Annotated in this window: 24 protein-coding genes; 7 read left to right on the top strand and 17 right to left on the bottom strand. The window is 39.3% G+C overall.

Annotation, left to right across the window (positions count from 1 at the left end; translation table 11 throughout):
* Position 1: 1 nt before the first annotated feature.
* The 8 genes from AC4PL9_RS00850 to AC4PL9_RS00815 all read right to left on the bottom strand — a co-directional run bounded on the left by AC4PL9_RS00850 (position 2) and on the right by AC4PL9_RS00815 (position 6,960).
* Complete coding sequence (locus tag AC4PL9_RS00850) at positions 2-2,062, bottom strand: M43 family zinc metalloprotease (protein WP_491602903.1); 2,061 nt, start codon at positions 2,060-2,062, stop codon at positions 2-4.
* Positions 2,063-2,082: 20 nt separating this feature from the next.
* Positions 2,083-2,490: a 5-fold beta-flower protein gene (locus tag AC4PL9_RS00845; RefSeq protein ID WP_491602902.1), complete on the bottom strand. Its 408-nt coding sequence runs from the start codon at positions 2,488-2,490 to the stop codon at positions 2,083-2,085.
* 60 nt (positions 2,491-2,550) lie between these two features.
* Positions 2,551-2,808, bottom strand: a complete 258-nt coding sequence (locus AC4PL9_RS00840; protein WP_491602901.1) for a BPTI/Kunitz-type proteinase inhibitor domain-containing protein — start codon at positions 2,806-2,808, stop codon at positions 2,551-2,553.
* 53 nt (positions 2,809-2,861) lie between these two features.
* On the bottom strand, positions 2,862-3,626 hold the full coding sequence (gene yaaA / locus AC4PL9_RS00835) for a peroxide stress protein YaaA (RefSeq protein ID WP_491602900.1): 765 nt from the start codon (positions 3,624-3,626) through the stop codon (positions 2,862-2,864).
* A 56-nt stretch (positions 3,627-3,682) separates the two neighbouring features.
* Positions 3,683-4,777: a cytochrome-c peroxidase gene (locus AC4PL9_RS00830; protein ID WP_491602899.1), complete on the bottom strand. Its 1,095-nt coding sequence runs from the start codon at positions 4,775-4,777 to the stop codon at positions 3,683-3,685.
* Complete coding sequence (locus AC4PL9_RS00825) at positions 4,755-5,516, bottom strand: MbnP family protein (RefSeq protein WP_491602898.1); 762 nt, start codon at positions 5,514-5,516, stop codon at positions 4,755-4,757. The genes AC4PL9_RS00830 and AC4PL9_RS00825 overlap by 23 nt, the downstream gene beginning before the upstream one ends.
* 64 nt (positions 5,517-5,580) lie before the next feature.
* Entirely contained in the window at positions 5,581-6,516 is a 936-nt protein-coding gene (locus AC4PL9_RS00820) for a transporter family protein (RefSeq protein ID WP_491602897.1), read from the bottom strand.
* 63 nt (positions 6,517-6,579) lie between these two features.
* Positions 6,580-6,960, bottom strand: a complete 381-nt coding sequence (locus tag AC4PL9_RS00815) for a hypothetical protein (RefSeq protein WP_491602896.1) — start codon at positions 6,958-6,960, stop codon at positions 6,580-6,582.
* Positions 6,961-7,096: 136 nt separating this feature from the next.
* Here AC4PL9_RS00815 and gpmI point away from each other — a divergent pair, with 136 nt between their 5' ends.
* The 6 genes from gpmI to AC4PL9_RS00785 all read left to right on the top strand — a co-directional run bounded on the left by gpmI (position 7,097) and on the right by AC4PL9_RS00785 (position 14,540).
* Positions 7,097-8,617 (top strand): 2,3-bisphosphoglycerate-independent phosphoglycerate mutase, encoded by a 1,521-nt coding sequence (gpmI, locus tag AC4PL9_RS00810; RefSeq protein WP_491602895.1) that lies wholly within the window; start codon positions 7,097-7,099, stop codon positions 8,615-8,617.
* Positions 8,618-8,813: 196 nt separating this feature from the next.
* Positions 8,814-11,234: a tetratricopeptide repeat protein gene (locus tag AC4PL9_RS00805; RefSeq protein ID WP_491602894.1), complete on the top strand. Its 2,421-nt coding sequence runs from the start codon at positions 8,814-8,816 to the stop codon at positions 11,232-11,234.
* Positions 11,231-12,247 (top strand): sulfotransferase family protein, encoded by a 1,017-nt coding sequence (locus AC4PL9_RS00800; protein WP_491602893.1) that lies wholly within the window; start codon positions 11,231-11,233, stop codon positions 12,245-12,247. The genes AC4PL9_RS00805 and AC4PL9_RS00800 overlap by 4 nt, the downstream gene beginning before the upstream one ends.
* Complete coding sequence (locus AC4PL9_RS00795; RefSeq protein ID WP_491602892.1) at positions 12,244-13,131, top strand: phosphotransferase family protein; 888 nt, start codon at positions 12,244-12,246, stop codon at positions 13,129-13,131. Before AC4PL9_RS00800 ends, AC4PL9_RS00795 begins: the two co-directional genes overlap by 4 nt.
* A gap of 12 nt (positions 13,132-13,143) precedes the next feature.
* A complete protein-coding gene (locus tag AC4PL9_RS00790; protein ID WP_491602891.1) occupies positions 13,144-13,917 on the top strand; it encodes an aspartyl/asparaginyl beta-hydroxylase domain-containing protein in 774 nt (257 codons plus the stop codon).
* 20 nt (positions 13,918-13,937) lie between these two features.
* Positions 13,938-14,540, top strand: coding sequence for an aspartyl/asparaginyl beta-hydroxylase domain-containing protein (locus tag AC4PL9_RS00785; protein WP_491602890.1), 603 nt, complete (start codon positions 13,938-13,940; stop codon positions 14,538-14,540).
* On the opposite strand, the gene AC4PL9_RS00780 is transcribed toward AC4PL9_RS00785, so the two are convergent.
* From AC4PL9_RS00780 to bcp, 8 genes are all read right to left on the bottom strand, one after another.
* On the bottom strand, positions 14,532-15,143 hold the full coding sequence (locus tag AC4PL9_RS00780; protein ID WP_491602889.1) for a GNAT family N-acetyltransferase: 612 nt from the start codon (positions 15,141-15,143) through the stop codon (positions 14,532-14,534). The two genes, AC4PL9_RS00785 and AC4PL9_RS00780, sit on opposite strands and share 9 nt — an antisense overlap.
* Complete coding sequence (locus tag AC4PL9_RS00775; RefSeq protein ID WP_491602888.1) at positions 15,140-16,063, bottom strand: glycosyltransferase; 924 nt, start codon at positions 16,061-16,063, stop codon at positions 15,140-15,142. Before AC4PL9_RS00775 ends, AC4PL9_RS00780 begins: the two co-directional genes overlap by 4 nt.
* The gene (locus AC4PL9_RS00770) at positions 16,060-16,818 is read right to left on the bottom strand and encodes an SDR family NAD(P)-dependent oxidoreductase (protein WP_491602887.1); all 759 of its coding nucleotides are present in this window, start codon (positions 16,816-16,818) and stop codon (positions 16,060-16,062) included. Before AC4PL9_RS00770 ends, AC4PL9_RS00775 begins: the two co-directional genes overlap by 4 nt.
* Entirely contained in the window at positions 16,815-17,870 is a 1,056-nt protein-coding gene (locus AC4PL9_RS00765) for a 3-oxoacyl-ACP synthase III family protein (RefSeq protein ID WP_491602886.1), read from the bottom strand. Before AC4PL9_RS00765 ends, AC4PL9_RS00770 begins: the two co-directional genes overlap by 4 nt.
* Positions 17,867-18,097: a hypothetical protein gene (locus tag AC4PL9_RS00760; protein ID WP_343785089.1), complete on the bottom strand. Its 231-nt coding sequence runs from the start codon at positions 18,095-18,097 to the stop codon at positions 17,867-17,869. Before AC4PL9_RS00760 ends, AC4PL9_RS00765 begins: the two co-directional genes overlap by 4 nt.
* Positions 18,098-18,101: 4 nt before the next feature.
* Complete coding sequence (locus AC4PL9_RS00755) at positions 18,102-19,106, bottom strand: 3-oxoacyl-ACP synthase III family protein (RefSeq protein WP_491602885.1); 1,005 nt, start codon at positions 19,104-19,106, stop codon at positions 18,102-18,104.
* A gap of 133 nt (positions 19,107-19,239) precedes the next feature.
* The gene (gene recA, locus AC4PL9_RS00750) at positions 19,240-20,289 is read right to left on the bottom strand and encodes a recombinase RecA (protein ID WP_491602884.1); all 1,050 of its coding nucleotides are present in this window, start codon (positions 20,287-20,289) and stop codon (positions 19,240-19,242) included.
* Positions 20,290-20,344: 55 nt separating this feature from the next.
* Positions 20,345-20,803, bottom strand: a complete 459-nt coding sequence (gene bcp, locus AC4PL9_RS00745) for a thioredoxin-dependent thiol peroxidase (protein WP_491602883.1) — start codon at positions 20,801-20,803, stop codon at positions 20,345-20,347.
* A gap of 116 nt (positions 20,804-20,919) precedes the next feature.
* On the opposite strand from bcp, the gene AC4PL9_RS00740 reads away from it, so the two are divergent.
* A complete protein-coding gene (locus AC4PL9_RS00740; RefSeq protein WP_491602882.1) occupies positions 20,920-23,733 on the top strand; it encodes a PD-(D/E)XK nuclease family protein in 2,814 nt (937 codons plus the stop codon).
* A 227-nt stretch (positions 23,734-23,960) separates the two neighbouring features.
* On the opposite strand, the gene pth is transcribed toward AC4PL9_RS00740, so the two are convergent.
* Positions 23,961-24,524 (bottom strand): aminoacyl-tRNA hydrolase, encoded by a 564-nt coding sequence (gene pth / locus AC4PL9_RS00735; protein ID WP_491602881.1) that lies wholly within the window; start codon positions 24,522-24,524, stop codon positions 23,961-23,963.
* Positions 24,525-24,594: the final 70 nt, after the last annotated feature.

The raw sequence follows: 24,594 nt of genomic DNA, 5'->3' as shown, positions 1-24,594 counted from the left end.
ATTATTTCAATTTCACAAAGGGAACAGTCTTCCCATCTACTTGTAATACGTAATATCCCTGATTCAGATTCCCAGTGAATACGGTTGTTTCTTGCTGTATTGATTCCTCTTCGTAAACAACTTTTCCTGAAAGGTCTACTATTCTTAGTAAGGATGATTTACCTGTCTCCATTTCCCGGATTACAGTTAACTGATCGGTAACCGGATTCGGATACACACTCAACTCCTCCGTCATTTTTTCCTCAAGCTGGAGAGCATCCGGATGAGCGATACGTATGTTATCAATATACAAATTATTTCCTCCGTCTCCTATAAACCGAAAACGAATCATCAGATTATCCACCAGATAAGAGGTATTTATATTGGTAACTGCTCCTGATTTCCATTGTGTTTCATCGACCGGTGTAAATGCTTCTTCAGAAATAGCAGCATCAACTGTTTTCAAGGTACTCGCTCCGTAAAACACTTTTCTCGTAGCCCAGGTATTGCCACAATCATTACTCACTGCAATCTGCAACAGGTCATTATTTCCGGTTTCTCTTTGCGCATAAGCGTAATCAAACGTCACCGCCAGATCACTTAGTTCTGAAGCATCAACAGGTTTAGAATGAAATGTGTATTCCCATGCACCTGCTTCAAAATTATTGACGTAAAAGGAAGTAGAACTTTCAAACCCAACAGGAGTAAAATCCCAGTTTACCGGAGCTTCTGTGGGTATTCGTACCCATCTTTCAAAAAAAGGATCTACATGCTCAAAAGACTCATGCATTCCTGAATACGCTCCCTGAGCAGGTAATACGGTAATATATTCCTCTTTAGTTATAATCTCTGTTTCTGTTCCATTTCCAACCTCTAGTGTCACACCATATATTCCCGGATTTGTGTAGGTAACTTCTACTAAGGAATCCGTATAAGATGAGGCTGTCCCCCCTTCAAATGTCCAATCTCTCTGTTCAATACCGTGATAAGACACATCGGAAAATTCGACTGTTTCGCCCGCACAGATTATTTTTTTATCTGCTTCAAAATTAGCGGCACACAGATAATATGTGGCATCATCTGTTCCAGTTGCCAACAGATTTTCCGGTTGCCATAAATTATTACGATCGGCTACAGGAGAATTCAAACAGGCATGCATACGCGTTTTCTGACCTTCCGTGAACATTCGGGCACAATAGGAGTACTCCATATAATTTTGAACATTATCTACTGTCCCGCAAGTAGTTCCACTCAGATTACATGTTTGCCATCCTATAGTAAGCGGAGTATCTTCTACCTCATCATCGTACTCACAATTTCCCGATTGTGCTACTGTAAGGTAAAAGTAATCCGGTACATTGTTCCCCCCCCAAATATGCTGCAGGTTTAAATAATGCCCTATCTCATGTGTCAATACTGTTCTTCTGAAATAATCGGAAGTTCCGATAGTACCAATGTAGGAATGTTGCATAACAATTCCGTCCCATTCCGGAGCGGCTTCCGCATCTGCCGGTAAGAGAGCATGTCCCGCCAATCCTGCTGCTGCGTCACAAACATAAATATTCAGATACTGATCCGGAGGCCAGTGAATAAGGCTCTTCACCTGATGATCACCAACATATGTCAGGTCTGAAACGGTTCTTGTAATACCACTGGTACAATTTCCTTGCGGGTCCAATTGTGCAAGGCGAATTTCGATTTCTGCATCTGCAGCTAATGCCCGAAATGAACTTACAATATCGGTTGTATCAGCATTTCGCTTACGCATTTGTGTGTTGACCTGTTTAACAGCGTCATAAATTTGTGCATCCCCAATATTTTCATCTCCATAATTATGAATGATATGAAATACCACGGGAATAATATAGGTTGTCCCCTCTCGCAGAACAGGTTGTTGTTTAAACCATTCCGTATACGTTGATAGTTGCTCATAGGCAATAGCAATTCCTTCACGAAGTTCAGGTTTTTGCTGTACCATTTCATGTCGCATTTTATCAGTTCCGCAATGCAGAAGGTCCTGTGCGAATGAAGAAAAAAACGAGAAGATCAAGCAAGTGGTGAGTAGTAAGTAGTTTCTTTTCATGAAAAACTTCTGTTTGTTATTTAGTCATTAAAAAAGAAAAAGAACCACAGTGCAGCATTCTCCCGGGTTACTCCATCTGTATATCCAATCGTAGACCGGCTACTGTTCATGACTCTGTCATTCTCCACATAACCAATGGTCGATCGGCTACCATTCATCACACGATCATTCTCTATGTATCCGATCGTACTGCGGGAGCTATTCATTACTCTTCCATTTTCAAAATAGCCTATGGTACTTCGGGAACTATTCATAACCCGTCCGTTTTCGATATAACCAATTGTACTTCGTGAGCTATTCATCACACGATCTTTTTCTATATAACCAATGGTGCTTCTGCTTCCATTCATTACACGTTGTGCCTGAACAGTTGTTACAGACAGTCCTATTAGCATACTAATTGCTATACAAGTTGTAAGAAATTTCATCTGGTCGATTTTTTCACTAAAATAGTGATAATTATGAAAGAACCCTCACATACACCTGTTTTACTTGCATTTACATGCTTCACATTCTTCTTGTGTAGCAAATCCTTTCTGCGAACAACCACTGTAACCTATCAACTGACATGCGTTTGCATCTTCATCAAAAAACCATCTGTTAAACGCCGCCTGACAGGCTTCATTTGTAGGAGGTGTTTCAGAACATTGTGCAATTTTCGAATCGCAATCATCCTTTTTACAGGAACCCGACAACACTGCCACAGAGAATACTGTAAACAGAAAAAAATACTTCATTGTTTTCATAACTTTCAGATTTAACTCAAAAAAGTTATGACTATTTTTTGATTCTCACAAGGTCAGCGAGTAAAAACCCATTCCTCACCTGAGCTCAGAGATTCGTGAAAACGGTATCCGTCTACATCGTAATTTTTCAGTTCTTCGACATCAGAAATACCTTTCTCCACAATATACCTTGCCATTGCTCCACGAGCATGTTTGGCATACATCATAATTACTTTAAACGTATCTCCTTTCAGATCTTTAAAAACCGGTGTAATAATCTTTCTGTCTATTACTTTAGTATCTATCGCTTTAAAGTACTCGCCTGAAGCCAGGTTTACAATCACTTCATCTTTATCGGTCTCTTGTTTCAATTGCTCCGTCACTTTCTTTTTCCAGAATGCATACAGGTTCTTGGTTTTGGGCGTCACTTCCCACTTTGTTCCCATTTCCAAACGATACGGGTAGAGTAAATCCAACGGTTTTAACAAACCGTACAAGCCGGATAGAATACGTATTTGACTCTGCCCCCGTAAAATATCTTCTTTTTTCCAGGAGGTCATGTCCATCCCCTTGTATACTTCTCCGGTGAAAACAAAACCACATTGTCGCGTGTCCTCATCCGGGCTCTCCGGCTTTTTCCAATTCTGGTATCTTTCGTAATTCAACGTCGAAAGCGCCTCACTAAGGTGCATTAACTTCCCCAGTTTTGCAGCACTCATTTTTTTCAGTTTTCCCGCCAGATAATCCGCTTCTTCTACAAAAACAGGAACTGTAAACTCGGTTACAGGAATGCTCTGATCCAGATCAATTGATTTTGCGGGAGATATTAGAATTTTCATTTTCGTTGGATTTCAAAATGTCTCTAAAAGTAGTTGTTAGAGCTCAGATTTCAAAACTAATGCGGGTTTGAAAATCTGGGGTCCTTAATAAAGTTTTCATCTGACAGACAAAGAAGAAATGCTTTTAAAAGCTGTTTTTCCTGATCATCTAACTGCACCCCTCCCATGTGAGCAAATTCTATCATCGGGTCGATTGTCTCACTCTGGATGATCCCCGAACTATAATGATCGATTACTTCGTCCAATGTTGAAAATCGTCCGTCGTGCATGTATGGGGCTGAGTACGCAATATTTCTAAGCGTAGGAACTTTGAACTTCCCGTTATCCGTACCGTTTCCTGTCACTTCCATTCGTCCCGGATCGGTAAAACTGGCATCCAGACCATTATTGGAGTATTTCTGCACCTGCATTAATGGTCCGTTATGACAATGCAGACAGTCAGCACCATTCAAACTCAGAAAGAGATCGTAACCAGCCCATTCTTCGATCGTAACCGAAGAATAAATTTGTTGCTCCTTTGCTGTCAACTGAAGTCCATTCTGGTATTTATACATCACATCAAATTTGGACTCTGCGGATATCATTGTACGGAGAAATTGTGCCAGAGCTTTGGTCACCTTTACTGAGTCAATTCCATATTCTCCGAAAGCCTTCGCGAACATTTCAGGATAGCGATCATCTGTCCGCAATTTTTCAACGGCATCACTCCATGACTGATTCATTTCAATCGGATTCGGAACCGGCTCCAATAATTGTGCTTCCAGTGTAGCTGCTCTGCCATCCCAAAAGAAGAACTGTTGCCACCCCAGATTAATCAAAGCCATCGAATTTCGTGTTCCAACAGCCCCGGTAATTCCTGTACTGAATTGAGCCGGATCAGAGAAAGCAGCCTCTGCATGGTGACAACTGGCACATGACATTGAATTATCTCCACTAAGTTTCTTCTCATAGAACAAATACCTCCCCAGTTCTACACCCTCCACTGTCATGGGATTATCTGAGGGGATAGGCATATTTGGGAAATGAGAGGGTATACTCAGATTATAAGGCGTGGGTTCAAAATCCGAAATCTTATCCTTTCTACAACTTGCTATCAAAAGTAAGCCTGCAAGAATAAACAAGCTTCTTTTACTCTCCGACTTGAATTGCATTGGAAAAATTTATCATTGCTTTATTTGTCAACTCTTCTGTCTCAGGCATGGAATGTGTCACAAACTCTGTTTTGAGATCAATTGTACCTCCCGGTCCCGTAAAAAACTGATCAACATGTACTTTTATCTTCATCCGGTACAGTTTTTCATTTATCTTTTCCCACTGTATATTATTCCATTCAAACTGTTTGAGATGCGCATCCATTCCCAAATGGAAAGAATAGTTAAACGGGAAATTGGCCGAACCGGGTATCGTATCATGACTGCCCTCTACTTTCACAAAAATATATCCCGGATTCCAGCTCCAGTGCATATCATTGATATTGGTAAGATAAAGAGGGTCTGTTTCTTCGAAAGAAACCGGGTCAAGGTGATTCCACTCCTGAATCACTCCCAGATTTCCCTGTATACTTTCAAAATTCCCAGGATCACCCGGCGCTTTGAACAAGGTAAGTCCCTCCGATGCCCAATCCATTTTCGCGGAATTAACCAACCGCTTTTCCCCATTCATTAAGCGGGTAACAACAAATTTTAATTCCCGGATTTTTATCGGATACCCCTGAACTGTTTCTACTACCTGATCCAATTCCAAAGGTTCTCCTCCATAATAAGGCTCCACCACAGCTTCAAGCATGATCGGATCCTCTCCGGGTTCGGGAATTACTACCGGACTATCCTCTTTGCAGGATGTCACAGCCATACCTATTACTAAAAACAGAAATTTTATTGATTTTTTCATTTTTCTTCTTTTACATAGCAGAGCATATAACTTCTCTCCTTAAATATACGATTTTTTTAACGTTTTAGTTGGTCATTTCTTCGTTCTTCTCCCTCTTTTTGAATGCATAGACCAATCCAATCTGAGCTACATAATGTTGTCGTGCCTCCGGACCGTTTGTCTTTTGCAGCATGGTATTCCTCAGGAACATATTTACCTGAAACTGCTTATAATTAACCGAAAGCCCCCATTGCATAGAAAGAATAGACACACCTGAAAACTCGTCCAGTAGTCCTCTCATCTCACTTTTTCTTCCCCACTCAAAAAACACGCCTGCACGCGGCATAAATTTGACATCTCCTGCACTAATCAGACCAAATAAGGCAGCATCTGCAGTAGCCATATCTCCGAACTTATAGTCCAGCGCATTCCGTGTATTGTGTCGATACATTCCCTGCAAACTTAACCCGATAAACTTATAGCGCACCATATACGACAAGCCTCCCCAAAAGTCGAAGGAGCCACTCCCCATTTGATACACCGGGTCTATAAGGATATTGGCATTACTATCCAGCCAATTCCCTGACGGGACATCCATTCCTCCAAATAAATCAAGACGATTATTCCATCCGTTTGGTGACAATTTGGAAAGGGGTCTTGCTGAAACCTGTAACTGAATATCTCCCATTCCCCAATAATCAAAACGTCTGTTACCGTTGACTCCCTGATAAATGTTTCGGATCGGAATGGCTACTTCTCCGAAGATCCTATCGGTGAAACTATATCTTCCCCGAAGTTCGTAGGTATCGAAAATCTCTTTCACCTCACTACCAACGAGGTTCAGATGTCCTGAATGTTTGGTATGAACGATGGGGTAACCATTACGAAACAATGTTGTATAATTAAACCCGATACTGCTTTTTCTATCGTTTGGAATGATTTCATAAAATCCACTACAGATATCACAGGCGAGTATCGTTGTCTGCCACAGAATTGCGGCAAGAACAAAAATCTTTTGCATAATTCTTTTAAAAATAAACTAGTAAAACAACCGGAAAGTGATTCTAAAATCACGTAAAGAAAATTATGCGTATACCGGAGGATGGTCTACTGAACGGGGCACACCCTCGACAAGATTTGTATTCAGGCTAAAAAAGTCAGAAATACCAACACTGGCATATACTTGTTCCTCGCATATTTCAATAAAAAAAGTCAGCGAGTATTTTCTAACTTCTTCCTGCTCTGTCTGCAATGGTGAATCATCAACAGGATCTTTGTGCGTTATTTTCTTTACGGCACAGGAACCATTACACTTCAATTCGGGTTTATCCTTATTCTCACAAAATTCCTCGGTAAAATCCTGATTGTTGAAAACATATTGATTAATCACCCATGTCTCAGCAAAGAAACCTGACAGTAAAACGCCCAAAAACAACACCAATATGTATGCTTGCTTTCGCACCATGCAAAATTACTCGAAAATCAGATACAAATTGCATATTTTACGTAAAACTAGGCTGTCAAAGTCAAAAAAGTTCTCTGTAATTGATGTTTACAAATAAATTGATGAACTTTGTGGACAGATAGATAAAACTGTTCCGATGCAAAAGAAAGTTGCCCTTGTTATTCTTGATGGTTGGGGATTAGGAGACCACACAAAATCCGATGCTATTTTTAACGCCAATACTCCTGTTTTTGATCGCATCATGCGTGATTATCCCAACGCAACACTCATCACAAGCGGAGAACAGGTTGGGTTACCGGAAGGACAAATGGGGAATTCAGAAGTAGGTCACCTTAACATCGGAGCCGGAAGGGTAGTTTATCAGGAACTTACCCGTATTAACAAGGCCATTCGCGACGGTGATTTTTTCACGAATCAAACGCTTCTTCACGCTTTTGAAAAAGCCAGGAATGAAAATCGTTCCGTTCATTTTATCGGATTAGTATCCAAAGGCGGAGTACACTCTTCGCAAGAACATTTGTACGCGCTTTGTGATCTGGCACAAAAAGAAGGTGTTACCAATGCTTATATTCATGCCTTTACCGATGGGCGTGACTGTGACCCGAAAAGCGGAAAGGGATTTGTTCGTGAGCTGGAGGAGTATATCGCTGACAAACCTGTAAAAATTGCCAGTGTTATTGGTCGGTATTATGCAATGGATCGGGACAACCGATGGGAACGTGTTGCAAAGGCCTATCACCTGATGGTGAATGGAGAGGGAACTGCTTACCCTTCAGCTAAAGCAGTTTTTGACACATCGTATGAAGCAGGAGTTACGGATGAGTTTATTGAACCTTCGTTCATTACAGATGAACAAGGCAGAGCTTTGGCTACTATTCAGGAAGGGGATATTGTCATCTGCTTCAATTTCCGGACTGATCGTCCCCGTGAAATTTCTATCGCTCTGACACAAAAAGATTTTCATGAGTACAATATGCACAAATTGAATCTGCATTATGTAACCATGACCAATTATGATAAGAGTTTTACAAATGTCCACATTGTATTTGAGAATGATAATTTAAAGAATACACTGGGTGAAGTACTCTCACAATCCGGGTTATCCCAGGTGCGTATCGCTGAGACGGAGAAATACCCGCATGTTACATTCTTTTTTAGCGGTGGCCGGGAAAATACATTTTCAGGAGAAAAACGCATTCTGGTAAACTCTCCGAAAGTTGCCACTTATGATTTGCAGCCGGAAATGAGTGCTCCTGAAGTCACCCAGAATATTGTATCTGAAATCCGGGACCATCAACCGGACTTTATTTGTCTGAATTTCGCGAACCCGGATATGGTTGGTCATACCGGTGTGTATGATGCTATTATTAAAGCGGTGGAAACAGTAGACTCCTGTCTGGGAACAGTAATCGACACGGCGCTGGCTTACGATTACGACCTCATTGTTATTGCGGATCATGGAAATGCGGATTATGCTATCAACACTGACGGAAGTCCCAATACGGCGCACTCTTTAAATCCGGTACCCGTAATCTGGGTAGGTTCTTCCAAAGAGACTCTACACGACGGAGTTTTAGCAGATGTGAGTCCAACCATTCTTCAATTAATGGGAATCCAGCAACCGGAAGAAATGACAGGAAAACCTCTGATAAAATAATTCTCTGTATTTCTTTATCCTTTTTTCCTGATGAATACAGTCAGAAGGAACGATTTTTCTATCATTTTCCACAAAGATTATGTATCACCTGTGAAGAGAAAAAAGCCCTGTTTCAATCATTGGTTAAAATTTTCTTCTGTTCTTTTCTATTGACATTTTTTTGTAAATTCGAAGTCACTACTACTAATAGTATTCTATGCTACGAAACATTAAAAAGCCAAAGAATTATTTCATCCTGTTGATCTGTATTGTTATTTCACTTCTTTTTTATGGCAATTCTATCCAAAATGGTTATTCCCTTGATGACGAACTTGTAACCTCAACCGATACGAAGAAAAATGAGAAAATCGAACAGGGATTCAAAGGATTTGCAAACATCTTCTCTTCCCGTTATGCAGAGGATGGAAAACAGCAGTATGCCTATCGTCCGGTAACTGTTTATTCGTTTGCTATCGAATATGATTTGTTTGGAAACATTGAGAATCGGGCAGCTATTAGTCACCTCATCAGTATTTTACTTTATGCACTCAGCGGGTATTTACTCTTTGTTTTTTTACAACTCTCAATTGGTGAACAGGCATGGCGATTCAATGCTTTAGTTGTCTTACTATTTTTGATTCATCCCATTCATTCTGAAGTTGTGAACAACATTAAATCAAGAGATGAATTACTCGCTTTTCTTTTCGGAGTAAGCCTTTTGATCAACTCATTCAAATTTTATGATACCCGAAAGAAGCGCTACTTGCTTTTTTCACTCCTATTTATTTTTCTGGCAATTTTCAGTAAAGAAACCGGGACTATCTTTTTAGCTCTCGTTCCGGTCAGCCTTTATTTTTTCAGAGATATTAAACTCAAGCATGTACTGCTCTTTACACTTGCTCTCGCTATTACTTACATTTCCTACAAAAAAGGATCTAAACTCATCCTGAATCAGGAATCTATTCGCTATTTCAGTTGGTTTGAAAATCCATTGTATGAACTCGGATTTGCCTCCCGTATCCCCATGTTTTTCTATTCTATCTGCCGGTATCTGATTCTTCTGATTCTTCCGTATCCATTGAAATACTATTATGGATACAATGAAATTCCGCTGGTCGGTTATTCGGATCCCGTTTTCTATGTATCGCTACTTATTATACTTGTACTTCTTTACTTTACATTTTCAGGTATTCGATCGAAGAAAAAAAGCAGCTATTTTCTTTTATTCTTTTTCTTAGGAATTGGCGGGGCAGGTAATTTACTTCTTCCTCTGCCCGGAATTATTGCCGAACGATTTGCCTTTGTAGGTTCTGTCGGATTTTGTGCCCTATTGGTGTACCTTCTTTTCTATTTTTCTAAAACGTCTCTTATCAGCCAGCTTCCGGTAAAATTGTCGCGGACACTGGGAGTGGGATTATCCATTCTTTTTATCACATCACTGGTTTATTCCTTTCAAAGAAATAAAGACTGGGAATCTACTTTCACACTCTACCACAATGATATATCCAAACTGGATAAGTCGATGAAAGCAAACTCATTATTGGCTACTGAATATGCCGGAATTGCCAATCAGATCAAAAGATCCGGTAATATAGACCAGATCAATCGGTTGATTGACAATGTTGACTCCGCCTTATTGTATTATACGAAGGCTTTAGCAATCTATGATCAATATGCCAATACTTATAACAATATTGGTTTTTTACTCTACAATCAGAAAAGTGATATTACGGGAAGTATTCCTTACTGGCAAAAGGCACTACAACTTGAACCGGATTATCAGGAGGCCCGGTATAATATTGCCAACTCGTATGGGAAAATCAAGAAAAATATCGATCAGGTCATTCTGGCTCTTGCTATTTCCGACTCCATCGATCAAAAAACATTACCTGCTTATAAAGAGCAATTCCAAAAGAACCATTCTACAGAACACATTTCAGAATCTCTTGTTGCCTGGGAAGTTTTAAATCATCTGGAACAGATGGCTAATTCAATTTGGTCACAGCGTCCTGATCCCGGAATTATTACCTCTTATGGAAAATACGCTAACGCTTATATAACATGGACTTCTCCTTATCTGGAATCCACCAATGCGCATGAAGTCATTCTGTCAACCTGCTCAGCACCGGATAACCTCACATACGCTAGGTTAAGGGATTTATTTGACAAACTTCGCAGAGCTCTGTCTAACAAAATCTTGAATTCGATAGCTGATGATACGAACCCCCATTCAGCAGAAACACTTCTGATTGCAGGAAGTTCTGTATATAGAGATTCTTTTTACAACGCATTTGAAGAATTGTACCGCATTGACTCACAATTTAGTCATATGTACAATGCCGTTGCCCAGTTTGCCTCTGCAAATGATGACCCTCAACCCCTTATTATCTGGGGAAGACGATTTGCGGAGAACTTTCCTGATCAGGCAGGAGGAGGATATCGGCAAGCAGGTGCAGCATTCCGCAGAATAGAACAGAAGGATAGCGCAGCGTTTTATTTCAATCTGGCTCTGAATGCCTACGAAAAAGAGCTGCAGTTACTTCGTTCGAAAGATCAGGCGACTAACCGGGAAAGAATTAATCAATTAGTGAATAGTATTTCGCTAACGCAAACATCACTTAAACAACTGGAAGAATGAGCCAACAACTCCCTTCTTCCGGAATAGTTAATATCCCCGTACATTATCTGATAGCTATGCCAAGAACGGGGAGTACGCTATTGTCCATCATGCTTAACAAGCACCCGCAAATTCTGTCTACGATCGAAGAACCTTTTTATTTTAACCTGTACCCTAAATACAAAAAGATAAAAGACTGGAATACTAAAGTAATCAATCACTTTTGCACGGATTTCTTTCTCTTTTCCAATCATAAACTGGAAATGCAATCCGTACATTTTGACACATTAAAAGGCCTACTAACGACTCACTCTGTGGGTTTAAATTTTGAAAAAGCTATCCGGCTTGCTTATATGGCTTTTTTCCCGAATAAAGATAAATCAGCTATTTCCTGTATTCTGGATAAAGAACTGCAATACTACCAGTTTATACGTAAAGTGGCTCAACGCTACCCTCAGACAAAATTTATTGTCTTGTTTCGTGAACCTGTCGACAATATATACAGATGGCAATTTATGCGAAAAAAAAGAAAGCGCAGACACAAGCTCAGGCACCTGACAAAGCTCTGGTCATATAGAAAAAGGAGTATCTTACAGCAATTATCTCAATTGCCCACATCACAGGTTTTATTAATTACCTATGAAGATCTCATAAACAACACTGATGAGGTAATCTCAACTATTTGTTCTTTTCTAAACGTCCCGTATTCTCCTGAAATATTACAAGACACATATTCTTCTGACTATTACGCAACATCAGAGTTTAAAGAAATTACTCGTTTTCATGAAATGTCATTCAAGAAGCCGGATAAAAATAAAATAGGTGAAGGATACGGGAAGTTCTCAGATAAAGAAGTTCAGTACATTATCCAAAAAACAGAATTCTTATCCAAAGGTACTTCAAAACGAGTATTTTCTCCCATATTCTCTGAAAAGCTTATTGTAAAAGCATGGTACATGTTACCTTTTTCATTCCAACGCGGAATAAAAATTATAAAAGCCAGGGTTATTTCCAAAAAAACTGCTGAATCATGAACACCTTAATCGAACTCCCAGAGGAGACATATAAACTCGGTGATCTGATTAAATCCGGAAGTACCGCCGAAATTTTTGAGTTTTCCACCAGCACTTTCTCAGGTGTCATCAAGCTCTTTTTTCCTTTTATTCCTGAAGAATGGGCACGGACAGAATATCAAAGTACGTTGATCGCGGGGAGTAAACTTTCTTTTTCAGTTCAAACCTATGGGATTGTCAAAGTGAAAAGCAGGATCGGCTTATTGTTGAACCTGAGTAAAGGGGTTTCTCTTTCCGAATATGTTTTAAAGCATCCTTCCAGGTGGTTGAGCATACCCAAAAAAATGGCTGAGATCCATACCCGGGTTCATCTGGTAAACACAGTTAATGAACTTCCTGAACTGGAACATCGCTTCTTTTATTCAATGGCTCAGTTAGATTTTCTATCCAACGAAGAGAAAGAAAAACTACAACAATATTTCCATTCTCTTCCAAAAGGAACTTCATTATGTCATGGAGACTTTCACTTTGGGAATGTATTACTGTTATCATCCGCAGCGAAAACAGTAACTCTTCTTGATTGGGGAGATACACATAAAGGTAATCCTATGTACGATGTATGTAGAACGTATCTTTTACTCAAGTCCCCCTCTGACAAACCGATATGGATATACCGATTTTTTGCTACTTTTATAAAACGCCATATTGCTACAAATTATCTGAATGCTTATCAAAAGATTACTGGTTGTAACCTAAAAGATATTGAAAAATGGGAAATTATTGTTGCTGTTATCCGGCTAAGTGAAATTGATGATACACGAAAAAGAGACTGGTGGAAGAATATTGTATCTCAACGTATCACTATCATACAGGGTGTGAGTCATTCTTCCCTTTCTTCATCTTAAACAAGTGTGATTATGAAACCCTCAATATGGTATTCTGCATACGATAACAACGATTACAAGGGTCAGGAGAGTAGTTTTTACGATCCAAAGCAATTTAAGTGGGCAAAAGAAATTCTTGCTCACAAAGAAGTTATTGAAAAAGAACTCTCCGAATACTTACAAACAGAAGAGAAGTTTGATCCTTATTTTAATCAGTCTCTTACTTCTGAAAAAGACAAATGGAAAACAATCGGTCTTAAATTCTGGTCAATTAACAATTTTACTAATCAGAAAAAATTTCCAAAGACAACAGAAATTATTAACGGGATTCCTGAATTGTACTCCGCTTCTTTCAATAAGTTGGAAGCCGGAGCCAGTATCCGTTCACATTGCGGAGACACAAATGCCATATTCCGTTGCCATTTGGGAATACATATTCCTGCGGATTTACCGAAATGTGGTTTTAAGGTGGGGAATGAACAGCAGGGTTGGAAAAAAGGAGAACTTCTTGTTTTTTGTGATGCCAAACGACACGAAGCCTGGAATTTAAGTGAAAAGGATCGCTATATTTTTCTGTTTGACATTATGAGAGATGAATTCGGTCAGCAAAAGAAAAGTGTTATATCCACCGTTCTCTCATTCCTTTTCCTTCAAAAAGTAGCTTTGTTCTTTGTCTTTCTATTTCGAATACAAGATCCTCAAAAGATTGAAAGAATTCCCCGCAAGTGGATCAGGCCACTTATTTTTATACTCCGCCCGTTTGCACGGGCTGCTGCCTGGTACGCCAATAGAAGAAGAATTTATTAATAATTAATCTGATCTGAAAAATGCTATACTCCATTGAACACAGTTGGTTACCCATTTTAAAATCAAGCTATTCAGTAATCCGTGAAGAACTTTTTCATTTTCTACGGGAGTGTTCTGTATCATCGCTTCACAACAACTACAAAGCGTATACGAATAAAGATGGGTGGAGAACTATTCCATTAGTCTTTTTTACAATAGAAAATCCTGAATTTATCACTCACTTTCCCAAAACGCATGAGATCATACAGGTTATTCCAGAATTAATTAGTGCCGAGTTTTCGATCCTACTGCCCGGGACAGAGATTCGTCCCCATATTGGTTATTCCAAACAGGTTATGAGAACACATCTAGGCCTAAAAGTTCCTGATGGCGATATTGGTTTCAAAACAGAATCGGAAAGTGTTCTTTGGAAAGAGGGCAATACCTTCTCTTTCAATGATGGAGAATTACATGAGGCCTGGAACAGAACAGACGAAGATCGTTGGGTACTTATGATTGATACTCCTGTTCCCGATTCAGTCTACGGAGCAAAAGAAATTGCCCGTTACAAATTTGAGAACCTTACTGATGAAGTACTCCTACAGATAGCACCTAAAGAAGAATGGTTAAGACGTTTAGGATGATAATTTTTCATTAATAACATCTAAATTCAGAGGTCCGGGCACTCCCCAAATCTTCGGTTTACCCTTGTCCCCACTCAACTTCTCTGCAAGTTTTATCCATTTTTGTGATTTTTTCTTATAATCTTCTCTTGTCAGCACATAATACTGAAAGTCTCTACTCTGCTGTCCAGGCACAAGTACATAACCCAGAGAACGATTGAAGACAATTGCTTTCTTGTTCTCTTTATGCACTTTTATAAATGACTTATTAAAAATATCGAGTTCGGTGAAGACAACATTTAAAAAACACAAACTGGCAAAAACGGGAGTATATTCTCCTGCATTATGTTTCCAGACAAAAATTCCTCCTTCGCCATAACCTTCTTCCAGGTTTATATTTTTACAATTCAAAACTCCTATCGGTTCATCACCAACCATAATCAGGAAATAATAGTTGAAAGGAGTATTAATGGATTGAAACCATTCTTGTTGCATTTCTTTCGAAATTCTCTTTTTATACTCCATTACCTTTCGGATAGTCGGGTCATTTCTCCAGCGACGAATAAGTTCAATATCGTTGAACTCTACTCTCTTCAATCGTATACCGTACTGTTCAATAATCATATTTCCTCCGCTATATGATATGATGGCTTTCCATACTGGGATAAAAGAATCTTTGAGACATACTGAGCTATGATTCCTAAGCTAAATAAGATGATACCCGTCGAAAAAAGAATACTGACGATCAATGAGGTATACCCCAGTACTTTTATCGAAAAGAACATCTTTTGGATGATGATATAAAAACCGATAAAAAAGTTGGTTAACATCAAAATAAAGCCCAGTCTTGTTATTAATTTCAAGGGAAATGTTGACGAAATTAATATCAGGTTTGAAGTAAGCGCCATCAGTTTGAATGAATTATAATTCGAACGCGAACGTTTTGACAATTCGTGACGTACCTGTACCACCTCCACTTTATCTGTATACCACAAGCAAAGTTCATCAATAAAGATAAATGGGCTGGAATGTTTGACGATTTCTTTTACCAAAGATGAAGACAACAACCTAAAACTTGACCCCACACCACTTTTATTAACCCACCTAGCTAACTTTTTATAACAAAATGACTGAAATTTTCTCCAGGCCGAAATTTTCTTTGACTGAGGAACACCATATACCACTTCCGAATTTCCGGATAAATACCTCTCCAAAAGAACAGGGATATCTTCCGGTAAAAACTCAAGATCGTCATCAATCGTTATAACCACATCTCCTTTCGCTTTTGACATCCCGCAAATCAGAGCATGATGCTGGCCAAAATTGCGGGACAAACGGATTCGTTTTATTGGAAATACACTTTGCTCTCCGATACTTTTTAAAACTTCCCAGGAATTATCACCACTACCATCATCCACCGCTATAATTTCTGTTTGTAGATCAAGTTGCCGTGAAACAACCGTAAGTCTTTCCAGTAACTCTACTATACAGTTTTCTGAGTTAAAAACAGGTATTATAATCGATATAGATCGTACTTGTCTCATGTTTGCTGACTTGAACTTAGTGTTAACCCTCCATCCATAACAAGGTTTTGCCCGGTTATCCATTGCGAATCAGATGAAAGAAAAAACAGTATTGCATTGGCAACATCCTCTGGAGTTCCCAGTCCAAACGGATACTGCTTTTCGTAGGTTTCCAGCTTATCGGGATCGGTAGCTTTTACCGTTTCTTCAAAAATTGCTGTTTTCACTAACGCTGGAGAAACAACATTTGACCGGATTTTCTTAGGTGCTAATTCTAAGGCAAGGTTTCGGCTATAACTTTCCAAAGCAGCTTTAGAGGAAACATATATAGCACCTCCAAAATACGGGTGTTTTGTCGATATAGAGGACAAAAATACCAATGAGCTTTCGTTTCTGATTTTCCCTTTACTTAGCAACAACCCTGTTAGTTCAATTGGCGCAAACGTATTCAGATTCCAAACCTTGTCCAAGTGCTTTCTTTTTATAAACTTAACAGGAAGCGGAAAAACCATCCCTGCCGAATGAACAACACCGTCCACTTTATCTATACTTTCTGAAAGGCGTTTTAACTGTTCTCCATCTGTTATATCGCATACATAATACGCTTGTTTTTCAGTAGAAATTTCGTCCAGTAGTTTTATCAATTCTATCAACAGATTTTCTCTTCTTGCAACTGCAATGATAGTGGCACCTTCTTCTACAGCCTTTATACATGTTGCCCTTCCAATACCACTCGAAGCACCTGTAACCAGTATTCTCTTATTTCTTAATCTCATTCATCAAACTCTATTACCGGGATCACCTTCAAATTCTCTGTTTGAACAATTGCACTTCCCCAGGAATATCCTACTCCAAAACCACTTAGCAATAATTTCTTCTTTCCTGATAACTCATCATTTGTAAAACAATGGGCAATCGTCAACGGTATAGAGGCAGAACTCGTATTACCATATACATCAATTGAGTAGGGTACTTTTTCTTCCGGGAATTTCATCTTTTTGCGAACGGTTTCGTTCATCAATTTGTTCGCCTGATGCATAATCAGGTAATCAATATCATCCTGTTCCACCCCAGCTGCGTGCAATACCGCTGCAACATTAGGTTTTACCTCTCTCAACGCAAAATTGAAAACTTCTACACCATCCAGGTGTAAATCCCGATCTGCTCTTATGATACCATTTCCAAAATCTTTCTTCTCAAACGTAGTACTACAAACCGGATTTCGTGTCCCTCCTCCGGGAATTATTATAGAGGCATGCCCGCTTCCATCTGTCTGTAAATTAAATATCGATTCTGCCTCCCCCTTACGTAAAAGAGTAGCTGTACCCGCATCACCAAACAACGGGTAAACACTCTTGTCTTCGTAGCTAAGCGAAGGGGAGGAAACATCACCGCACAAAAGAAGTCCTTTCGTTATATTTGAAGCTGCCATCAATGATGAAATAACGCTTAATCCATAGACATAGCCCGAACAACCCAAATTAATATCAAAAGCAAGCACATTTTTTCCAAGTTGTAACCGCTCCTGAAGAAGGATTGCACTTGCCGGAAGAATATAATCCGGTGACTGCGTAACAAAGATAATGACTCCTATTTCTTCCGGTTTTGTTATTCCTGAATCAAAAAAAGCACGGGCAGCCCGCTCACATAAATCCGATGCACAAACATTGCTATCTGCAAATCTCCGTTCCTTTACACCTGTTCCAGACTGGAAGAATTTCAGTTCAGATTTAGTAAACAGCGGATAGTCTTCCGTTTTGACAATTCTTCTCGGAACACAGGCCGAAATGGCTTCAATCTGTACACCAGAAGTCTTCACAACACTCATAACCTTTCAGTTACAAGATTAAACAATTCCTCTATCGTGTTCACCGATCGTAAATCTTCTCCATTCAACAAGACATCAAACTCACTATCTATCAAAGCGATTAAGATAAGGGCATGCATAGAACTGAATTCAGGAATTTCCCTATAATTCATTGAAGGTATTAATGTTCCTTCTTCTATATCTTCGAACTCTTTTTCAAGTAGTCTTGTAAATTCAACAACTGTCATAACCTCATAATTTAATAACGGTTCCTCCCCATGTGTATCCGATACCATAACCCAAAAGCATGATTTTCATCCCTTTTTTTGCCTTTCCCTGAACAATAGCCTCTTTCAGAGCAATAGGAATGGAACTTGAAACGGTATTACCAACTTCCTCTAAATAAACGAAAAACTTATCTTCAGGAATTTTACATTTCCTCCGTAATACATGTAGGATAAAACCACTTGCCTGGTGAAAAATGAACAAATCTATATCATCAAAACTCAGGTTATTCTTTTCTAATGTTTCAGCAAGCAGTTTTGGTACTCTACGTATTGCGAACGTAACTATTTCTGCTCCATCCATGTACATTCTACCATTCAGCATATTCCCCGGTTCATCTTTGTATTGAGTAATCCAGTTTTGGTCAACCGGATTCCGGGTAGCACTTCTGTCTACAAACAAAGACTTTGCTCCTTTACCATCAGTACCAAAGACAAAATCCCCAATTTTATCGATCCCCTCCTTTGATATATAGGTTGCGGATGCACCGTCACTAAATATCATTCTTAGATACAAGTCCTCCGAATGTGTTGCGTGGGAAGAAGTCTCAGCCAGTAAAAAAAGAGCATTTTTTACCAAACCCGCTGTGATCATTGCTTTAATAAGGCTAAGTCCATATATATATCCTGAACAGCCCATTGGTACATCAATACTAAGACAATCTTCCCTTAGCCCAAGCTGTTCATGCACAAAAACAGAAGTAGATGGGGCTTTAAAATCCGGAGATAATGTACACATTATCAGTAAATCGATTTCCTCAACAACAAGTGACTCATTTTCCAAAAAGAGCTTTTTTGCTGCTTTACAAGCTAAGTCAGATCCAATTTCATCAGGATTGGTAAGGTATCTTTTTCTAACTCCCGACTGCTTAAATATTTGTTCAGGTGTCACATCAGGGAACTGATCTGCCAATTCTTCATTCGTCACCACATTATCCGGCAAATAGTATGTCAGCAGGAATCCTGAATTCATTAATAGCTTTGTAGTTATAAGTTAATCTTCTAGCTAAGTTAATCAATTTATAGAATAAATTGCTGTTTTGCAGAAAGCAAAAAGCCTGTGAAAAATTTCACAGGCTCTCTCATCTGTTAAGATGTTGTTCTTTCTATTCTTCACCGGTAGTTATCGGTTCATCATTCTCTACTACCTCTGAGCCATTTAATGCTGTTTTGATTTTCAATTCCAGTTCATCCATGAGTTCAGGGTTATCTGCGATCAATGTTTTTACCGCATCTCGTCCCTGCCCCAGACGTGTTTCTCCATAAGAGAACCAGGAACCTGCTTTTTTCAGGATATTTAACTCCACACCCAAATCTATAATTTCACCCACTTTTGAGATTCCGCCTCCGTACATAATATCAAATTCAGCTTTCTTAAACGGTGGTGCAACCTTGTTCTTAACTACTTTTACTTTAACCCGGTTACCAATCACTTCTTCTCCGTCTTTAATTTGATTGGCACGGCGGATATCTAAACGAATCGAAGAGTAAAATTTCAGGGCATTTCCTCCGGTCGTCGTTTCCGGATTTCCGAACATCACTCCAATCTTATCCCGTAACTGGTTGATGAAAATACAACAACAGTTGGCCTTATTAATTGATCCGGTAAGTTTTCGTAGAGCCTTAGACATCAAACGCGCCTGAAGCCCCATTTGAGAATCCCCCATTTCTCCTTCAATCTCAGCTTTTGGTGTAAGTGCAGCAACAGAATCCACCACCAAAAGATCAATAGCTCCGGAACGAATAAGGTTGTCAGCAATCTCTAAAGCCTGCTCTCCATTATCCGGTTGAGAAATTAAAAGATTCGCTACATCAACACCCAATTTTTCAGCATAAAACTGATCAAAAGCGTGTTCTGCATCGACAATGGCAGCAATTCCTCCCTGCTTCTGGACTTCTGCGATTGCATGTATCGCCAGGGTAGTCTTACCGGATGATTCAGGACCATATATCTCAACTACACGTCCTTTCGGAAAACCTCCCACCCCCAAAGCAAGATCCAGTGTTACCGAACCGGTCGGAATAACATCCAGCTTTTCAATCGGAGCATCACCAAGCTTCATTACAGCTCCTTTTCCAAAGGTTTTCTCCATCTTATCCATCGTCAGCTGAAGTGCTTTCAATTTCTCTTTATTGATCTCTTTCGAATTTGCCATGTTTTCTATTTTTCTACAAATTTAGGTCTGCCGGTACGTAAAATATTTACGTTCTTCATAAAACATCAAGAATCTGTGCAGCGTGTTCTTTTGTTTTTACTTTTTCTATAATTGCTTTAATTATACCTTTTTCGTCAATGATAAACGTTGTACGGTGAATTCCTTCGTATTCTTTTCCCATAAACTTTTTAGGTCCCCAAACACCATACGCTTTGATCATAGTCAAATCCGTATCTGCCAGAAGGGGAAAAGGCAGATCATACTTTTCGGCAAATTTTGCGTGCCGCTTTTCATCATCTGCACTCACCCCGATTACCTGTATATTCTTATTCATCAGAACGGTTTCGTGATCCCGCAAGTCACAAGCCTGTGCCGTGCATCCGGGAGTCATATCTTTCGGATAAAAATAAATTGCCAAAATTTTACCTGAATAATCTGCCAGCGTGTGAGCTTTACCATTCTGATCTGTTACCGAAAAATCCGGCGCTTTGTCTCCAACCTTTAATGTCGTCATGTCGCTATATTTTTTGTCGTTTTATTGACGATATTTTCGTCAAAAATAAAAATTATTTAGTTCTCACCAAATAAATTTATGAGTTCTTTTGTTAATTTCGAAGAAATCTTCAGAAAATGCTCCCGTTTGTAAGAAACATAGCTCAATTCATCCACGATCAATATCCTGAGAAATCACAGGTAACCGTTGTTTTGCCTTCTCAGCGTGCGGGTAAGTATATTCAGGAAGAGCTTTTTTCCATTGTGCAAAAGCCTTTCTTTTCTCCGAGATTCATTACGATTAACACCTGGATACAACAACTGGTTTCCGAAACAGTTCTCTCTCAGACCGAATTATTATTTCAATTGTATGAAGTGCACCTTTCCCTCGCTGATCAGAAAGAATCATTTGACGAGTTTATGCGTTGGGGAAAAACACTACTGAGCGATTGTGATGAAATTGACAGGTATTTAATCAATCCTTCTGACCTCTTTAAAAACCTTCGGGATGTGAAGGATATTGAGAACTGGTCTTTTGATTCTACTAAAGAGCTTACAGAAAATCAAAAGCGATTTATGGAGTTCTGGGATAAATTGGGAACCTATTATCAAACACTACAGCTTCGCTTAGCGAAATCCGGAAAAATATATAACGGAGCTGCGTACCGTAAAGTAGCCGAAAATATCGATTTGTGCTTCAGAGAAAATAAAGATGCTCATTTCCTGTTCGTTGGATTTAATGCACTCTCTCCCGCAGAGATCAGTATCATGAAGCAGTTACAACAAACAGGACGTGGTCATATTTTGCTGGAAGCGGACCGTTTTTTTCTCGACGACCGTCAACATGAAGCCGGAACGTTTATCCGTGAATTAAAACAACAGGTACCGGGTGCTCAGATTTACACTTCGGATCTTCTTCTTAAAGAAGAAAAAAACATCGAAATAATCGCTTGTGCACAGCCAACGAGTCAGGTGAAAGCTGCTATGACGGTACTTGAGAGCTTTCCGGAAGAAAAAATTAAAAAAACACTTTTGCTTCTTGCTGATGAGTCGCTTATTGTCCCCGCAATTAAGCACATTCCTCTAAAAGCGAAAGAAGCTAATATTACCCTCGGGCTTCCGTTAAAAAACACCCTACTCCGAACGTGGGTAGATTTGTTATTTGAAGCCCAGGAGAATATACATTACTTTAAAACAAAAGCAGTATATCACAAAACGATTGTCCGGTTTTTCCGACATCCGTTTGTACACAAGCTGGCTTCGGAAAAAGATGTCCGGGAAATTGAAGCGATACAATTGCGTATCATTAAAAAGAACAGGCTTTTCTCGAAACCGGATTTTCCGGAACTATCGGAAAAACTGAATGAGCTGATACGCCTTGTATTCTCAGCCTGGGAGGACAATTGGGGAGACGCTTTGCAACGTATGCATGCAATCAACGCCCTATTATTTCCCTGCTTCGATATACAACAGGATCTTCTGGAACGAAGTGCAATCAACCAGTTTGACTCGGTTGTACGCGAGATGGTTCCTGTTTTCCATTCTCAATCTCCATCCATCGGTTTATTTACATTCAAACAACTCTTCAATCCCAGTTGGATGAATAAGGCAGTAGCTTATTATGGAAACCCCACAGAAGGGTTACAAATAATGGGATTACTGGAAACACGGATGCTGGATTTTGAAACACTAATTGTTATTGGAATGAATGAAGGAAAAATGCCTCCCGGAAATCATATTCAGACCATTATACCTATGGATCTCAGGAGGTATTTCGGGCTTCCGACTCCCACACAAAAGGATGCTTTATTTGCTCACCACTTTTACAGACTGCTTCCCTCGGCAAAAGATATTTACATCACTTACAATAATGCCCCGGGAGAAGGAATAGCAACGAATGAACCCAGCCGCTATTTACGCCAACTGGAGTTGGAGCTTGCCAGGGAGAATAAAAAAATAAACTGGTCGGAAAAGACCTTTCTTCTCGAAAAGGAAGAAAGTCACCCTGTTCAGATAGAACGGACAAAGGAAATAACCGAAGCTATTCTGAATTTTTTCAGTTCGGGGGTTTCCGCTTCTGCGCTCAAAAAATTCATTACCTGCCCTCTGGATTTTTATTACCGGTACATACTTGGATTGTATGAGAATGAAGAGGTGGAAGAAGAGATGGAAAGCAGTACATTCGGAGATATCGTACACCGAACACTGGAAGCCCTCTATACTCCATTTGTCGAAAAAAAGATTCAGGTTACCACTTACGATATTGAAAAAATGTTGAAAGTTTATCCTGTTGAGTTACAAAAACAGGTGTCCGAAGTATTCAATGCAGAGAAAGAAACCTTCGAAAAAGGACGAAATCTTCTTTCCTTCGAAATGGCTTCCTATCAGATTGACCGGTTTTTACGGGCCGAAAAGAAAATGCTTGAAGAAAATCCGGACAAGGAGCTCTATATCGAATCACTTGAAAATAAAATTGAGATCGAATTCGAAATAGAATGGGAAAAGAAAAAGTATCCTTTCAAACTATTGGGGCTTATCGATCGTATTGATAACTGGGGAAATAAAAGAAGAATCGTAGATTATAAAACCGGAAATTGTAAAGGAGATGATGTGAAATTCAATTTTTCGTCTTATTCTCCTATTCCGGACTATCCCAAATTGAAAAAAGAACTTACCAAGCATAAATTCACGCTACAGTTGGGGATATACAATGTCCTGTATTATTATGCTGAAAACAGTATACCTGACGCAACAGGGGTTGTTTCTCTGACTGCTCTTTCCAAAGGATTCCAGTCTTTACATTTTCCCAAACGCTCTGAAATAACTGAAGTCAACCCTGAGTTTATTGAACTTATGAAACAAATACTACTTAATATAGGTGAAGAAATGTTGAGTTTAGAAGTTTTTGAACACAGTCCGGAAGCCAAATACTGCGAATATTGTTACAAATAAAAAAAAGGAGGTTTTAGAAACCTCCTTAATTTTTTAAACCAGTAATAGTAAGTTGAGTAGCAAAATATAATTATTAATGTTGTGATTATTCTTTATTTACTCTTTGCTTCAACCTTGACACAAATTTAAGTCACAATAAGAAACAAAAAAAGAGGGCTGCCCCCTCAATTTTCAACTTATCCCTTATTTATCCCTTCTAAACGAAAATTCAGACCTATTTATAGAATCTACTTTCCATTCCAGTTTGTCATGGTTAACTGAATTCCCACAGTGCAGAAACCTTTAACAAATTCAGTCGCTGTTTTGATGCGTTCTTCAAGCTTCTCTGACTCTTCTTTTGACCATTCTCCCAACACATAGTCCGATTGTTGACCTGGAAAGAAAGCATCTCCCACGCCAAAACGCAGTCGTGCATACTGGTTCGTATTCAGGACAGCCTGAATATCCTTCAATCCATTATGTCCCCCATCACTACCTTTTCCCTTCATTCTCAATTTCCCGAACGGAAGCGCGATGTCATCTGTGACAATCATTACCCGATCCAAAGGAATATTTTCCTGTTGCATCCAGTAGTTTACTGCTTTCCCACTCAGATTCATATAAGTAGTCGGTTTAACAAGGAGAATCTGCCGTCCTTTATACTTACAACGTGCCACTTCTGCATGTTTTTCTACGTAGAAGGATTCTCCGACCTCCTTGGCAAAAGCATCTAATACCTTGAACCCTATATTGTGTCGTGTGTTTTCGTATTTAGATCCGGGATTTCCAAGACCTACAACCAAATATTTCATGATTTTTTCCTTGTTCTGACAGGACAAAGATACATAAAGTATAATAGCTATCCGTTTCTTCGTTCCACCG

The sequence above is a fragment of the Wandonia sp. genome (assembly GCF_984588085.1).
The sequence above is the reverse complement of the archived record's forward strand: the minus strand, read 5'-3'. Positions and strand labels throughout refer to the sequence as shown.